Consider the following 13,430-nt stretch of genomic DNA (forward strand, 5'->3'; position numbering starts at 1 on the left):
CCGCCTGGGGCGGCGGCGGCGGCAGAGGCGCGACCGGGGTGCCGTAGGCGGCTTCGAGCCGTTCGATCGCAGCGTCGAGCGCCTTGCGCTCGGTCTCGATCGCCTCGTCCGGCAGCGGCGGTTCGAGCGTGCGGAGCTGGCCGATCAGCGCAGAGCGGGCGCGGTCGTACACGGCCTTGCGCAGGGCCGGGGTGCGATCCGGCAGGGCGTCGAGCGCCCGTGCCAGCAACGGATAGTAATCGGCCATCGTGCCCTGATCCGCCCGTTCCCGCCGTCGGCGCCTAGAGCCGCGATCCGACAGTATCGGACCCCGGCGCTAAGCTTTGGTTTAGCTGCGCCTCATGGCGACGAACCGGCATCCCCATCATCGGAAAGCGCTTCAGTCCTCGAAGGGGTTGTGCATCAGGATGGTGTCGTCGCGCTCGGGCGAGGTAGAGAGCAGGGCCACCGGCGCGCCGATCAGCTCCTCGATCCGCCGCACGTACTTGATCGCCTGCGCCGGCAGCTCGGACCAAGAGCGGGCGCCCGCCGTGGTGCCTTCCCAGCCCTGGAACGTCTCGTAGACCGGCACGACGCGCTGCTGCGCGCCCTGGCTCGCGGGAAGATGGTCTAGGCGCGTGCCGTCGAGATCGTAGGCGGTGCAGATCCGGATTTCCTTGAACCCGTCGAGCACGTCGAGCTTGGTCAGCGCGATGCCGTCGATGCCGGAAGTGCGCACGGTCTGGCGCACGAGGCAGGCGTCGAACCAGCCGCAGCGGCGCTGGCGGCCGGTGACGGTGCCGAACTCGTGGCCGCGCTCGCCGATCAGGCGGCCGTCCTCGTCGAACAGCTCGGTGGGGAAGGGGCCTTCGCCGACCCGCGTGGTGTAGGCCTTGGCGATGCCGAGCACGTAGCCGACCGCGCCCGGGCCGAGGCCGGAGCCGGTCGCGGCTTGGCCGGCGACCGTGTTGGAGGAGGTCACGAACGGATAGGTGCCGTGATCGACATCGAGTAGCGCGCCCTGCGCGCCCTCGAACAGGATGCGCTTGCCGGCGCGGCGAGCCTCGTCGAGCAGGCGCCAGACCGTGTCCTGGTAGGGCAGCACCTTGTCGGCGATGCCGGTCAGCTCGTCGTAGATCGTCTTTTCCGCGATCTCGGGCAGGCCGAAGCCCCGGCGCAGCGCATTGTGGTGGGCGAGCAGCCGCTCGATCTTCGGCCCGAGGTTGTCCGGCTCGGACAGGTCCATCAGGCGGATGGCGCGGCGGCCGACCTTGTCCTCGTAGGCCGGGCCGATGCCGCGCTTGGTGGTGCCGATCTTGGTGCCCGGCGCGCCGTCCTCGCGCAGGGCATCGAGTTCGCGGTGCAGCGACAGGATCAGCGTGGCGTTGTCGGCCACGCGCAGGTTCTTGCGCGAGACCTCGACGCCCTGGCCGGTGATGCGCTCGATCTCCGAGACCAGCGCATAGGGGTCGAGCACGACGCCGTTGCCGATCACGCCGAGCGTGTTCGGGCGGACCACGCCCGAGGGCAGCAGCGAGAGCTTGTAGACGTTGCTGCCGACGACGAGGGTATGGCCGGCATTGTGGCCACCCTGGAAGCGCACCACGATGTCGGCCTGCTCGGAGAGCCAGTCGACAATCTTGCCCTTGCCCTCGTCACCCCACTGGGCGCCTACGACGACGACGTTCGCCATGAAGGTCTCGATCTTCTTCCCGTGACCGCCTGGCCGGATCGAGGAACTCGACCGCCTCGCCACGCGCGAAAACCCCGGCGTCGAAGCCGGGGCGAGGATAGGGCGCGTCTTCGGCGATCAGAAGAGGCAGGTCAAGCAAGGCAGGCGGCGCCCACAGGGCAATCGCGCAATGGCAGGCCGCGTCTTTCGCATCCCCCTGTGGCGCGGCGACCCGCCCGACGTTGTTCGGAGGCTGCCGATCTTGCCGGGTCGCGGCGACATCTTCCCCTATCGGCGGCCGTAAGCTTCGACTCCTTGAGCCGTCGTCAACCGGAAAGCGCGAATGCGCGCCGCCACGCGCAGTCGATTGTTCGCAGACTCGGCACACCTGTCTTCATGCGGCGATCGGTGCCCGAGGCCTCGACCGCAAGGGCCGCCGGCATCAGAACGTCAGCCGCACATTGGCGAAGACCGTGCGCCTGAATTCCGGGAAGCCGTAGGCGAGGGAATAGTTCGTATCGAGCAGGTTGCGCACGCCCAGCGCCGCCGTCATGTGCGCGTCGAAGGCATATTGCGCCTGCAGGTTCAGGAGCACGTAGCCGCCGGTCTTGAAGAAGGCGTTCTCCAGCCGGTCGGTGGAGAAGCGGCCGCTGGCCATCTCCACGCTCGGGGTGAAACTCAGGGCCGGCGTCGCCTGCCAGGTCGCGTAGACGAAGGCCTGGTGCCGCGGCGTACCGATCGGCTTCAGGGCAGGCCGGAGCGGATCGTTCAGCTCGCGGAGCAGGTAGGTGTAGTTCGCCCCCACGAAGAACGCGGGCGACAGCGTCAGCTCCGTGGCCACCTCGTAGCCGTAATAGCGGCCGGTGCCGACGTTCTGGTTCTGGATCCGGTTGTTGCCGATGCTGACCGATTGGATCGCGTTCTCGATGTCGCTGTAGAACAGGGCCGGCGTCACACGCAGCGTGTCGAACAGCAGCTCCGACCAGCCGACCTCGTAGTTGGTGGCGCGCTCGGGCTTGAGGTCGGGGTTCGGCTCGGCATCGCCGAAGCGCGTGCTGAAGCGCTCGAACAGGTTCGGGAAGCGCGTGCGGGACGAGACGCTGGCATGGACGCGCCCGGTCTCGCTCGTGCGGTAGATCGCGGCGGCCTGCCCGTTGAACGCGTCGCTGCCGCCGAGAGGGTAGGCGAAGAGCGCACGCGTGGTCGTGTTGAAATCCTGCACCTTGCGGAGCGCATTGCGGTCGTAGCTCACGCCCACCACCAGATCGAGGCGATCGGTGGCGTGGAAGTTGTTCTCGACGGCCAGCGAGTAGGTGTCCTCGACGTTCTCCTGGTTCGGTTCCAGGACCGAGGTCGACAGGCCGGGCGCCGAGATCTGGCGCTCGGCATGGCGGTCGCGCCGGTAATGCGCGGCGGCCTTGAAGGTGTTGAACGGGATCAGGTCGGTACCGAATTCAAGGCTGCCGCCATAGGCGTAGTCGTCGTAGAAGCTGTTGAACGATCGCGGCTGGCGCTGGCTCGAAAACGTCGAGTCGTCGAAGGCCGAAAGCAGGTTGTTGAAGGTGTTGTAGTAGGCCCGCGACAGCAGATACGAATCGTTGCCGATCGCGGTGCGCGACAGGAAGTAGAGGCTGTCGAGGTCCCAGTAGGGCCAGCGCCAGTCGCGCTGGTAGGCCGTACCCCACGGCAGCGGCATCGGGGTGATGCCGCGCACCGGCTCGAAGGTGCTGTAGGGCGCGCCCTTCACGCCCGCTTGCTTGGTGTAGCTCAGCGAGTACTCGTCGGTGGCGTTCGGCGTGATGCCGGCCTTGAGGTTCACGCGGTAATCGCTGACGGCCGAGAAGTCGCGCCGGCCGCCATCCTCGATCGCCGGGCCGCCGCCGATCGGGATCGGCCGGAACCCTTGCGAGAGGAACCAGCCGTCGCTGTCGCGCACCGTCCCGCTCGCCTGGAGATAGTAGTTCTCCTGGCGCGTGCCGACGACGCCGAAGCCGTTAAAGGCCGAGGGGGCGCCGCGGTTGCCGATGTCGACGCCGGTGCGGAACTCGGCTTCCGCCTCTCGCGTCGGCTTGCGCGTGACGAGGTTGATCGCGCCGCCCATGCCGCCCGGTCCGTTGAGGACGGAGACGAAGCCCTTCTGCACTTGGATCTCGGCGAGATCCGGCGTGAGGAAGCGGCCGAAATCGAGGCGGTTGTCGGCCGGCAGGTAGACCCGGATGCCGTCGATCGAGAGCGGCACCTGGAAGCGGTCGAAGCCGCGCACGAAGACGAGGCGCTCGTTGCGGCTGCCGCCGGTATTGGCGGCGCTGACGCCCGGCACCACCGTCAGGGCGTCGTCGAGGGTGTTCTTGTTGAAGGTGTAGACATCCTTCGCCGTGACCACGCTCTCCGAGAGCGCGGAGCGGTAGCGGCCGTCCCAGCCCCGCGCTCCAGAGACCGAGATCTCGGACAGAACGGCGGAGAGTTCGCCGAGTTCGAAGGCTCCCGTCGGCTTGGCCGCGTTTGGCGCGAGGCGGGCGGGCTTCGCGCGGCGGCTGTCCTCGAGATCGCGCTCCTCCGCCGCCGGCCCGTCGCCGAGCATCGGCATCATCGCAAACACCGAGGCCGAGACGGCCACCTGAACTGAACGCAGCATCGTCGTCTCGTCGCCCCCGCGATGGATCTTGCGAGGAACGCGGCCGCAGAGGCCGGCACCGTGAGACGATGCCGAACGCGCGAGTCGGAACCAAGCTTCGCTGTATCTGACAGGATATAGCGAAGGGCGATGTCACCGGAACGCAACAGTCCTGCGAGGACGTTGATTTCGACAGAGTATCCGGCTGCGGCTCGCTAGAACGCGCCGTAGCCGTTATGAACTGAGAGTTGTAGCGAGCGCCTATTTCGCGTCGCCCTGGGGCTTGATGATCGGCATGGAGCTGCCGGAATTGTCCGGCGGGATCGTCTTGATCTCGGGATCGACGCCGCCCGGCGGCTTGATGACGCCGTCCGACTTCTCGAGCTTTTCGCTGAGCGTCGCGCCGCCGGCCGACCCGTCGGATTCGGGCCGGATCTTCTCGGGCACCTGCTGGCTCGGCGGCGGCAGCTTCGGGTCGGTGTCCTGCGCCAGCGCGCCGGCGGCCGTGGAGACGATCGTCGCGGCGAAGGCGATGGGTAGCAGTTTCGGCATGGTCGTTCCCCCAAATGGTCGCTGTTGCGGGGAGAACGGGCCGTGCGCGCCCTGCGTTCCGCACGGCGCATCGGGGCTTCGGCCGCGGGGCGGCGGGTGCTACGCTCGTGCGATGCCCCGCTGGCTCGCCATCCTCGCCGCCGTCCCGCTGGCCCTGCTGCTGGTCGCGGCGGCGTTCACTGTGGACGATCTACCCGCCGCGGCGTTCGCGAAGCTGACGGACGGGGGTCTGTGGAGCGGGCTCGCGCTGTTCGTGGTGGTGGCGATCGTGCTGGCCGTGCGGCCCAGGCGGGATGATCAGTCCCGCGATTCCGCGAAGGTGAAGTAGAGCTCACGCAGGCGCCGGGCCACCGGACCGGGCCGGCCGTCGCCGAGAGCCTTGCCGTCCACCGAGACCACCGGCATCACGAAGGCCGAGGCGCTGGTGTAGAACGCCTCCGCGGCCCCGTGCAGCTCATCCACAGAGAACAGCCGCTCCTCCAGCCGCAGGCCGAACTCGGCCGCGAGCGCGATCACGGCGCGGCGGGTGATGCCCGGCAGCAGCGCGTTCGAGAGCGGGCGGGTGACGATGGTGCCGTCCCGCGTGACGATGAAGGCGGTGGAGGACGAGCCCTCGGTGATCGCCCCGTCCTCAACCATGAAGGCCTCGGCCGCCCCGGCCTCCGCCGCCTGCTGCTTCGCCAGAACCTGCGCCAGCAGCGCCACCGACTTGATGTCGCGCCGCTTCCAGCGAAGATCCTCGACGGTTACGACCGTGGCCCCACTCTCCGCCAGCGGATTCCTGGTGATGTTCTTCGCCTGCGTGAAGGCGACGACGGTCGCGGGCGTGCTGGCCGCCGGAAACGAGAAATCCCGCTCGGCCACGCCGCGAGTGACCTGGAGGTAGACGAGGCCTTCCTGCAGCCCGTTGCGGGCGACGAGCTCGGTCTCGATCCGCTCCCACGCCTCGGCCGTGTGCGGGTTGGCGATGCCGATCTCGGTGAGGGAGCGCTCGAGCCGCGCCAGATGCCCGGCATTGTCGATCAGCCGTCCGCCCAGCACGGCCGCGACCTCGTAGATCCCGTCCGCGAAGAGAAAGCCGCGATCCATCACCGGCACGCGGGCCTGATCCAGCGGCAGGTACTCGCCGTTCACGTATGCGGTGCGGGACATGGCTTTTCGGACTCGCTCTCGTTCCTTGCGCGACAGTCTCGATGCACGTTTCGTGCGGATCCGCCGTCATTGCGAGGCGAAGCCGAAGCAATCCGGGCCGACGTCGCGGATGCTGCCCCGGATCGCTTCGCTGCGCGCGCGATGACGGCGCGGATCACGCCTCCCCGAACACCCTGCGGAAGATCGTGTCGACGTGCTTCAGGTGGTAACCGAGATCGAAGCACTCCTCGATCTGCTCGGGCTTGAGCACCGCCGTCACCTCGGCGTCGGCCTTGAGCAAGGTCAAAAAATCGCCCTCGCCGCGCCAGACCGGCATCGCGTTGCGCTGGACCAGCCGGTAGGCGTCCTCGCGCGAGGTGCCGCCCTGCGTCAGCGCCAGCAGCACCCGCTGCGAGTGGACGAGGCCGCCGAGCTTATCGAGGTTCTTCTGCATCTGCTCGGGGTAGATCAGCAGCTTGTCGATCACCCCGGTCATGCGGGCGAGGGCGAAATCCAGCGTCACCGTGGCGTCGGGGCCGATCATGCGCTCCACCGAGGAGTGCGAGATGTCGCGCTCGTGCCAAAGCGCCACGTTCTCCAGCGCCGGCACCACGTAGGCGCGCACCATGCGGGCGAGCCCCGTGATGTTCTCGGTGAGCACCGGGTTGCGCTTGTGCGGCATCGCCGATGAGCCCTTCTGCCCTTCCGAGAAGAACTCCTCCGCCTCCAGCACCTCCGTGCGCTGCAGGTGGCGCACCTCGATGGCCAGGCGCTCCATCGACGAAGCGATCACGCCGAGCACGGCGAAGAACATGGCGTGGCGGTCGCGCGGGATCACCTGCGTCGAGACCGGCTCGGCCGCGAGCCCCATCTTCTCGGCGACGTACTCCTCCACCCGCGGGTCGATGTTGGCGAAGGTGCCGACGGCCCCGGAGATCGCGCAGGTCGCGATTTCCTTACGCGCGGCGACGAGCCGTTCGCGATTCCGCGCAAACTCGGCATAGGCCTGCGCCAGCTTGAGCCCGAACGTCACCGGCTCGGCGTGGATGCCGTGCGAGCGGCCGATGGTCGGGGTCAGCTTGTGCTCGAAGGCCCGGCGTTTGAGGGCGGCGAGCAGCGCGTCGAGGTCGGCGATCAGAATGTCGGCGGCCTGAGTCAGCTGCACGTTGAGGCAGGTGTCGAGCACGTCCGACGAGGTCATGCCCTGGTGGACGAAGCGCGCCTCGGGGCCGACGATCTCGGCGAGATGCGTCAGGAAGGCGATGACGTCGTGCTTGGTCACGGCCTCGATGGCGTCGATGCGGGCGACATCGAACACCGCGTCACGGCCCTTCTCCCAGACCTTCTCGGCGGCCTCCTTCGGCACGACGCCGATCTCGGCGAGCGCCGAGGTCGCATGCGCCTCGATCTCGAACCAGATCCGGAACCGGCTCTCCGGCGACCAGATCGCGGCCATCGCGGGGCGGGAGTAACGGGGGATCATGGGCGGTCTCGCGCGAGAGGTGTTTGCCCGGCGGTATAAGGGCGCAACCCGCCGCGCGCTACGTCCGGCGGCGGCAGGCTGCCCCTGCGCCACGGTCGCCGACGGGGGAGACTTTTTGGCGAGAACCGTCTCAAACCGTACGGAGCGCGAGGCTCCCCGGGGAATCAGGACCTATCCGGCCCAGGGCACGTTCCCGCTGGCAACGTGCAGGCCGATCCACGGCCGCGCATCTCCACCCCATTCCCATTCGGAAGGCAGACCCCATGGCCAACAAGGAAAAGACCCTCGACGACGCCTTCTACGAGACCCTTAAGGACGTCTACTGGGCCGAGAAGCAGTCGGTGAAGGCGCTCAAGAAGTCCGCCAAGGCGGCCGAGCACGACGACCTGAAGCAGGCCTTCATCACGCATGGCGAGGAGAGCGCCGTGCAGGTCGAGCGCCTGCAGCAGGTGTTCGAGCTCATCGGCAAGACGGCGCGCTCGAAGACCTGCGAGGCGATGCAGGGCATCACCTCCGAGATGGAAGAGGACCTGGAAGATTTCGGCGGCACTCCGGCCGGCGATTCGGTGCTGGCCGCCTGCGCCCAGGCCGTCGAGCATTACGAGATCGCCCGCTACGGCACCCTGAAGACCTGGGCGACGCTGCTCGGCCACACCGATGCTGCCAAGCTTCTGGACGAGACCCTGCAGGAAGAGAAGAAGGCCGACGCGCTGCTGACGAAGATCGCGCAGAAGCTGAACGCGGCGGCGAAGGCCGCCTGATCCGGCCGGCACATCGCCTGCCGTAATGCGAAGGGCGCCCTGTTCGGGGCGCCCTTTTGTCTGTCCGGACTATCGAGCCCGCGCCAAGATCCACGCCACCCCTTCCCGCAGGTCGGCGACGATGGCGGTCGGGGCGGGGTCGATGCGCTCCTCGTCTCCGGCCCTGTACTTTCCGGTGCGGACCAGGAGCCCGGCCATCCCGGCTTCCATGGCGCCGGCCACGTCGGATTCCACGTCGTCGCCGATCATCACGGTCTCGCCCGGCTCCGTGCCGAGCTGCGCCAGCGCGGCCGCGTAGAAGGCCGCCGCCGGCTTTCCGACGAGATGCGCTTCGCGACGGCTGGCATATTCGAGGGCGGCGACGAAGGGTCCCGCATCGAGGCTGGGCAGGCCGTCCAAGTCCTTGAAGCTGCGGTTGCGCGCCAGGGCGATGAACGCAGCCCCGCTGTCGATCAGGCGGAAGGCCTCGTTGAGCGCCGCGAAGGTGAAGCCGGCGCCGGCATCGCCCACGACCACGGCGTCGAGCGCGCCGCCGGCCGAGACGCCGAGGTCTTCCAGAAGGGCGGGCTGCACGAGGAAACGCGGCGACAGGCCGCGCGCTCGGACGAGGTCCCGCACGGCGGTCGCCGGGGTGAACACGTCCTCCGGCGCGGCCGCGATCCCGAGATCGCGCAGCAGGTCGACCAGGCTGCGCAGGGGCGCGGAGGTCGTGTTGGTGACGAAGCGCAGCGGCAACCCGGCCGCGCGCAGATCCGCGATGCTCGCGACGGCATCGCCGATCGCTGCCCCGCCGCTGAACACGACGCCGCTGAGGTCGAGGAGAACACCGGCCACCTTCGTCATCGCGCTGCCGCTCCGCGTCGGGACGGAGCGAGCCTAGCGCAGATCGGGCGCGGGGAGGACAGCCGGCCTGCGGCTTCCATCCGAGCCCCTGTCCCCAGCTCCACGGGAGCGGCCAAGCTCGTCGACGACACCCTGCGGGCGGAGAAGAAGGCCGATGCGCTGCTAACGAAGATCACGCGGAAGCCGAACGCGGCGGCGAAGGCGGCCTGGTCCGGCCGATCGATCCTTCGCTCATCACTCGGAAAGGGCGCCCTTTTGCATGCCTGGAGCAGGCCTACGGGATCAAACGATCCGCCCGGAGCCGCTCGAACAGAGAAACGAACGCCGCGTCGGTGGCCTCGTAGGCCGTAAACCCGAGGCGCCGGCTCTTCGACATGTCGGTGACGACCTCGATGGGCCGGCCGAGATCGGCGTCGGTGTGCCAGGGCGAGGCGAGGCGCGCGAGGTCCGGCTCCACCAGCCCGTACCGGGCCGCGATGGCGCGCCAGGGTCCGGCGTCCTCCGCCATCTGCGTCTCCAGCGGCATCACGGTGCCGTCGAACAGCGCGGGCTCGATGCCGAACCAGTCCGCGATCCGACCCCACATCCACTTCCAGCGAAACACGTCGCCGTTGACGATGTTGAAGGCCTCGTCGGCCGCTTCCGGGGTCTCGGCCGCCCACAGGAGCTGCCGCGCGAGGATGCGCGCATCGGTCATGTCGGTGAGACCGTCCCACTGGGCCTGGGAGCCGGGGAAGCGAAACGGCCGGCCGGTCTCGCGACAGAGTACGGCGTAGGCGGCGAGCGTCGTGCCCATGTTCATGGCGTTGCCGACCGCTTTTCCGATGATCGTGTGCGGCCGGTGCACGCTCCAGGTGAAGCCGTCGCGCGCGGCGGCCGCGAACACTTCGTCTTCCTGGGCGTAGTAGAAATTCGCCACGTCGAGGCGGCCCTGCTCCTCACGGAACGGCGTCTGCGGCAGGGTCCCGTGGCCGTAGGCTTCGAACGGCCCGAGATAATGCTTGAGGCCGGTGACGAGCCCGACATGTCGCAGCGACTTCGCCGGCCGCACAGCGTCGAGGACGTTGCGCACCATCGCCCCGTTCACGCGGATGTTTTCTGCTTCGGTCTCCTGACGCGACCAGGTCGCGATGAAGAGATGGCTCGACCGGGCACCGTCGAGCGCGGCGGCGAGCCCGGCGGGATCCTGAAGATCGGCCGCCACCGGCCTGACGCCTGACTGCTGCGTCGGCCGGCGTGCGAGGCCCGTGACCGTCCAGCCCCGTTCGACGAGCAGCGTCGCCAGCGCGCTGCCGACGATCCCGCTCGCGCCGACGATGAGTGCCGTGTTGGTCATGTCGAAAATCCCTGTTCTCGCCGGGACCTAAGCAACGGGCGCAACGGCAACCAGACGCATGCCCGCGACCGCTGGGGTGACCGGCGGTGCGGGTCTGCGGCAGACAACGCGGGCAAACACCCCATATCCGGGTGACGCGCACGGCTCGCCCACGAGACCCCCATGAACGACACCGCCCTCGAACGCCCTTTCATCCCCCTCGCCATCGCCGTGCTGACGGTCTCCGACACGCGTACGACCGAGGACGACCGCTCCGGGGACACCCTGGTCGGGCGGCTCGAAACGGACGGGCACCGGCTCGCGGCCCGCGCCATCGTGCCGGACGAGGTCCCGGCGATCCGCCTGCAGGTCGAGGCCTGGACGCGCGATCCCGACATCGACGTGATCCTCACCACAGGCGGCACCGGCTTCACCGGCCGGGACGTCACGCCCGAGGCGATCGAGCCCCTGTTCGAGAAGCGGATGGACGGGTTTTCGGCGATCTTCCACAGGATCAGCTACGAGAAGATCGGCACCTCGACGCTGCAGTCGCGGGCGACGGCGGGGGTGATCCGGGCGACCTACGTCTTCGTGCTGCCCGGCTCGCCCGGCGCCTGCAAGGATGCCTGGGACGGCATCCTCTCGGCGCAGCTCGATTACCGCCACCGTCCCTGCAACTTCGTCGAGATCCTGCCGCGCCTCGACGAACACTTGCGGCGCGGGGGGACGATCAGCGTGTGATACCGTTGCCGGTCGATTGAAGCGTTCGCCGTGCGTCTCCTCGCCTCCTGGGCGAGGGGGACCGCGCGCAGCGCGGTGGAGTGGGCAGCACCGGGCCTGTGCCGGCAACGCCGAGCGCCCTCCGTCCGCTTCGCGGCCACCTCCCCCAGAGGGAGAGGAGGGACCTGCTGCATACCGGTCGTCTCCGTCTCTGCGCGCGCAGTGAAGCGGTGACGGGAGAAGCATCCGTCCCGTGAAACCCGTGTTCGAGGAACCTCGGCCGCATCATTCTGTTGTCAAAGGGCAACAACGTTTGCCTCGATCACTTTCAGGGAGTGAAACCATGAAATTCGGCATCGCCCTCGCCGCCGCAATCGCCTTCGGCACCCTCGGCATGGGCCTCACGGGCGCCTCCGCCGCCGGCAAGAGCGCCATGGAGACGGGCTCGAACGCGACCGACACCAAGGGCGGCAGCATGTCCGGCGGCAAGATGTCGGGCGGAAAGATGCAGCAGAAGTCGATGAAGAAGAAGAAGATGTGAGCCTGAGCGCTCGCTCGGCAGGGCGCCTTCGGGCGCCCTTTTTCGTTCGGCCCTCCTATCCACGACGTCCCCGACAAGGCGCCGCCTTCATGGTGTTCCGAACGGTTCTTCCCGGCCTCGCGCTGCTCGCCCTCGCCGGCGCCCCGCACGGGGCCGATGCCCGGCCGCAACCCGGCCCGGCGGAGCAGCGGCAAGAGCCCCGCCCTCCAAAACTCACGCCGAACCGCTGGGTCGCGACGGTGGTCACCCGGATCACGCAGGCCGGCGAGACGGCCGAGGCCGACGCGCCCGGCGGCAGCGTGACGATCCGCATTCGCATCGGTGCCGACGGCACCCTGGAGGGCGCCGCGATCGAGGAGAGTTCGGGCGTGCCCGCCCTCGACGACCGCGCCCTCCGGGCCGCGAAGGCTGCATCCCCCTTCGCGCCGCCGCCCGACAAGCTGCTGACGCTGGAGGGTTTCACGGAGTTGAGCTTTGCGGTGGAGTTCGCGAAATCCGCCGGCCGGTAGGCATCACCCGGATGGCGTCAGGCCAGGAACCGCGCCTCGGTCCCCGGCGGCGGGCGGAGGCAGGTGTCGCGGCCGCCCCAGATCCGATAACGGTTCTTCGCCACGCAATTGTAGGCGGCGTCGGCCCAGCGCGGCGGGACGAGGCGGGCCGCGCGGGCGGGCAGCGACCACGCCGGCCCAAGCCCGGCGAAGGTCGCCAGCACCGCATCGGCCTTCACCCGGCAGCGGCCATCGGTCAGCACGAGGAAGGTCTCGTCGGGCACGCGGCCGTAATGCCGGTAGAGCGCCGCACCGAGCGGCGCTTGCGCGGAGATGAAGCGGTGGCGCTCCGTCGTGCCGTCGATCGCGAGCAACAGACGCACGAAGGCCGAGCACATGCCGCAGACGCCGTCGAACACCACCACGGGCAGGTCGTCCGGAAACGCCGGCACGGCCGGGTCGTCGCGGTAGGAATAGGGCGGGCGCTGCATGCGGAACGGCCTCCGGCCGGCGCATGATGCGGCCGGCGGCCTGCGCCTGTCCACGATGGGGCAGGGGTGCGGCATGCTGCGGCAGGGAGACTTTCGCCGGTCGGCCGGCGCCCGAGATCGTTCGCCTCTCCCTTAGAACGGATCGCGCCCAGAACCATGAGCGACACGCCAGCCCCCGACCATGCCGCCCGCAGCCTCGCCGAACAGGTCTTTTCGGCCTACGCCCAGCAGGCGGAGGGACCGCTGCAGCCGCAGCACGAACAGGTTCTCGTCACCCGCCTCGCCGAGGCCGCCCGGCCGCGGATCGCCGACGGGGAGGGGGTGCTGGTGGCGGCCGTGAACGCGACGCTCGACGCCTTCGAGCAGGCGCAACCGGAAATCCGCGGGCCGCGGCTCGCCGGAGCCGACGCGGCGACGGGCGTGGTGCGGCTGGCGCTGGGTTGAGACCGGACGGCACGGCGGAAATCCTCCGCCGGACGCGTCGGCACTGTGACGGGGAGGACTGACCTCAGCCAAACCGTCAGGAGCGATCCAGCCCCGCCGACATTGCCCGCGGCCTCTGGCGCGGCGACAGACCCGATCCGGCGAGCAGGGTTTCGCGGCGCACGAGGTCGCCGGCCCGCGGGCTCCGGGCGCCGAACAGGCGCTCGATGTGGGCGGCGAGGCGGTCGCCGATTCCAGCATGGGGGCGGCGCAGGCGGGCGAGCGAGACCTCCGGGCGGGCCGTGCCGACGAAGCGGTCGACGCTGCGGATCCAGCCCTCGCGCGGCAGGTCGCCGGCCTCCAGGCAGAGCACCCAATCGTGCCGCGCCGCCCGCGCGCCGGCCCGCCACGGACCGG

The 13,430-nt window shown here is 69.3% G+C and carries 14 protein-coding genes and 2 pseudogenes; 6 read left to right on the plus strand and 10 right to left on the minus strand.

Annotated elements, in window-relative coordinates; all coding sequences use genetic code 11:
• The 4 genes and pseudogenes from FV217_RS20025 to FV217_RS20040 all read right to left on the minus strand — a co-directional run.
• A pseudogene (locus tag FV217_RS20025) lies at positions 1 to 247 on the minus strand (histidine kinase); the annotation flags it as partial.
• Between the two features lie 132 nt (positions 248 to 379).
• Positions 380 to 1,672 carry an adenylosuccinate synthase gene (locus tag FV217_RS20030; RefSeq protein ID WP_147819202.1) on the minus strand — a complete coding sequence of 431 codons (1,293 nt, stop codon included), beginning with the start codon at positions 1,670 to 1,672 and terminating at the stop codon, positions 380 to 382.
• A 421-nt stretch (positions 1,673 to 2,093) separates the two neighbouring features.
• On the minus strand, positions 2,094 to 4,286 hold the full coding sequence (locus FV217_RS20035) for a TonB-dependent receptor (protein WP_147819204.1): 2,193 nt from the start codon (positions 4,284 to 4,286) through the stop codon (positions 2,094 to 2,096).
• Positions 4,287 to 4,526: 240 nt separating this feature from the next.
• Positions 4,527 to 4,817 (minus strand): hypothetical protein, encoded by a 291-nt coding sequence (locus FV217_RS20040; protein ID WP_147819206.1) that lies wholly within the window; start codon positions 4,815 to 4,817, stop codon positions 4,527 to 4,529.
• A gap of 112 nt (positions 4,818 to 4,929) precedes the next feature.
• Here FV217_RS20040 and FV217_RS20045 point away from each other — a divergent pair, with 112 nt between their 5' ends.
• Entirely contained in the window at positions 4,930 to 5,145 is a 216-nt protein-coding gene (locus tag FV217_RS20045) for a hypothetical protein (RefSeq protein WP_147819208.1), read from the plus strand.
• Here the strand turns inward: FV217_RS20045 and FV217_RS20050 are convergent.
• Complete coding sequence (locus FV217_RS20050) at positions 5,115 to 5,969, minus strand: D-amino-acid transaminase (RefSeq protein WP_147819210.1); 855 nt, start codon at positions 5,967 to 5,969, stop codon at positions 5,115 to 5,117. The genes FV217_RS20045 and FV217_RS20050 overlap by 31 nt on opposite strands.
• 154 nt (positions 5,970 to 6,123) lie before the next feature.
• Entirely contained in the window at positions 6,124 to 7,431 is a 1,308-nt protein-coding gene (gene purB / locus FV217_RS20055; protein ID WP_147819212.1) for an adenylosuccinate lyase, read from the minus strand.
• Positions 7,432 to 7,694: 263 nt separating this feature from the next.
• On the opposite strand from purB, the gene FV217_RS20060 reads away from it, so the two are divergent.
• The gene (locus FV217_RS20060; RefSeq protein ID WP_147819214.1) at positions 7,695 to 8,192 is read left to right on the plus strand and encodes a DUF892 family protein; all 498 of its coding nucleotides are present in this window, start codon (positions 7,695 to 7,697) and stop codon (positions 8,190 to 8,192) included.
• Between the two features lie 69 nt (positions 8,193 to 8,261).
• Here FV217_RS20060 and FV217_RS20065 read toward each other — a convergent pair whose 3' ends face one another.
• Together FV217_RS20065 and FV217_RS20070 are read right to left on the minus strand one after the other, a co-directional pair.
• Complete coding sequence (locus tag FV217_RS20065; RefSeq protein WP_147819216.1) at positions 8,262 to 9,035, minus strand: TIGR01458 family HAD-type hydrolase; 774 nt, start codon at positions 9,033 to 9,035, stop codon at positions 8,262 to 8,264.
• A 274-nt stretch (positions 9,036 to 9,309) separates the two neighbouring features.
• Positions 9,310 to 10,371 carry an SDR family oxidoreductase gene (locus tag FV217_RS20070; protein WP_147819218.1) on the minus strand — a complete coding sequence of 354 codons (1,062 nt, stop codon included), beginning with the start codon at positions 10,369 to 10,371 and terminating at the stop codon, positions 9,310 to 9,312.
• A 162-nt stretch (positions 10,372 to 10,533) separates the two neighbouring features.
• On the opposite strand from FV217_RS20070, the gene moaB reads away from it, so the two are divergent.
• From moaB to FV217_RS20085, 3 genes are all read left to right on the plus strand, one after another.
• Positions 10,534 to 11,091 carry a molybdenum cofactor biosynthesis protein B gene (moaB, locus tag FV217_RS20075; protein ID WP_147819220.1) on the plus strand — a complete coding sequence of 186 codons (558 nt, stop codon included), beginning with the start codon at positions 10,534 to 10,536 and terminating at the stop codon, positions 11,089 to 11,091.
• Positions 11,092 to 11,413: 322 nt separating this feature from the next.
• Positions 11,414 to 11,611 (plus strand): hypothetical protein, encoded by a 198-nt coding sequence (locus FV217_RS20080; RefSeq protein WP_147819222.1) that lies wholly within the window; start codon positions 11,414 to 11,416, stop codon positions 11,609 to 11,611.
• Positions 11,612 to 11,700: 89 nt separating this feature from the next.
• Complete coding sequence (locus FV217_RS20085; RefSeq protein ID WP_147819224.1) at positions 11,701 to 12,120, plus strand: energy transducer TonB; 420 nt, start codon at positions 11,701 to 11,703, stop codon at positions 12,118 to 12,120.
• 17 nt (positions 12,121 to 12,137) lie between these two features.
• On the opposite strand, the gene FV217_RS20090 is transcribed toward FV217_RS20085, so the two are convergent.
• Positions 12,138 to 12,590, minus strand: coding sequence for a DCC1-like thiol-disulfide oxidoreductase family protein (locus FV217_RS20090; RefSeq protein WP_147819226.1), 453 nt, complete (start codon positions 12,588 to 12,590; stop codon positions 12,138 to 12,140).
• 156 nt (positions 12,591 to 12,746) lie between these two features.
• On the opposite strand from FV217_RS20090, the gene FV217_RS20095 reads away from it, so the two are divergent.
• Positions 12,747 to 13,034: a hypothetical protein gene (locus FV217_RS20095; RefSeq protein WP_147819228.1), complete on the plus strand. Its 288-nt coding sequence runs from the start codon at positions 12,747 to 12,749 to the stop codon at positions 13,032 to 13,034.
• A gap of 76 nt (positions 13,035 to 13,110) precedes the next feature.
• On the opposite strand, the pseudogene FV217_RS23060 reads toward FV217_RS20095, so the two are convergent.
• Positions 13,111 to 13,430: pseudogene (locus FV217_RS23060) on the minus strand (hypothetical protein); the annotation flags it as partial.

The sequence above is a fragment of the Methylobacterium sp. WL9 genome, assembly GCF_008040035.1.
Lineage (GTDB): Bacteria > Pseudomonadota > Alphaproteobacteria > Rhizobiales > Beijerinckiaceae > Methylobacterium > Methylobacterium thuringiense.

What these genes read in the sequence shown, in the direction of transcription:
- FV217_RS20085 (WP_147819224.1), top strand. Translation starts at nt 11,701, where the DNA reads ATGGTGTTCCGAACGGTTCTTCCCGGCCTCGCGCTGCTCGCCCTCGCC.
- FV217_RS20090 (WP_147819226.1), bottom strand. Translation starts at nt 12,590, where the DNA reads ATGCAGCGCCCGCCCTATTCCTACCGCGACGACCCGGCCGTGCCGGCG.
- moaB (WP_147819220.1), top strand. Translation starts at nt 10,534, where the DNA reads ATGAACGACACCGCCCTCGAACGCCCTTTCATCCCCCTCGCCATCGCC.
- FV217_RS20060 (WP_147819214.1), top strand. Translation starts at nt 7,695, where the DNA reads ATGGCCAACAAGGAAAAGACCCTCGACGACGCCTTCTACGAGACCCTT.
- FV217_RS20095 (WP_147819228.1), top strand. Translation starts at nt 12,747, where the DNA reads ATGAGCGACACGCCAGCCCCCGACCATGCCGCCCGCAGCCTCGCCGAA.
- FV217_RS20030 (WP_147819202.1), bottom strand. Translation starts at nt 1,672, where the DNA reads ATGGCGAACGTCGTCGTCGTAGGCGCCCAGTGGGGTGACGAGGGCAAG.
- FV217_RS20080 (WP_147819222.1), top strand. Translation starts at nt 11,414, where the DNA reads ATGAAATTCGGCATCGCCCTCGCCGCCGCAATCGCCTTCGGCACCCTC.
- FV217_RS20070 (WP_147819218.1), bottom strand. Translation starts at nt 10,371, where the DNA reads ATGACCAACACGGCACTCATCGTCGGCGCGAGCGGGATCGTCGGCAGC.
- FV217_RS20045 (WP_147819208.1), top strand. Translation starts at nt 4,930, where the DNA reads ATGCCCCGCTGGCTCGCCATCCTCGCCGCCGTCCCGCTGGCCCTGCTG.
- FV217_RS20050 (WP_147819210.1), bottom strand. Translation starts at nt 5,969, where the DNA reads ATGTCCCGCACCGCATACGTGAACGGCGAGTACCTGCCGCTGGATCAG.
- FV217_RS20035 (WP_147819204.1), bottom strand. Translation starts at nt 4,286, where the DNA reads ATGCTGCGTTCAGTTCAGGTGGCCGTCTCGGCCTCGGTGTTTGCGATG.
- FV217_RS20040 (WP_147819206.1), bottom strand. Translation starts at nt 4,817, where the DNA reads ATGCCGAAACTGCTACCCATCGCCTTCGCCGCGACGATCGTCTCCACG.
- FV217_RS20065 (WP_147819216.1), bottom strand. Translation starts at nt 9,035, where the DNA reads ATGACGAAGGTGGCCGGTGTTCTCCTCGACCTCAGCGGCGTCGTGTTC.
- purB (WP_147819212.1), bottom strand. Translation starts at nt 7,431, where the DNA reads ATGATCCCCCGTTACTCCCGCCCCGCGATGGCCGCGATCTGGTCGCCG.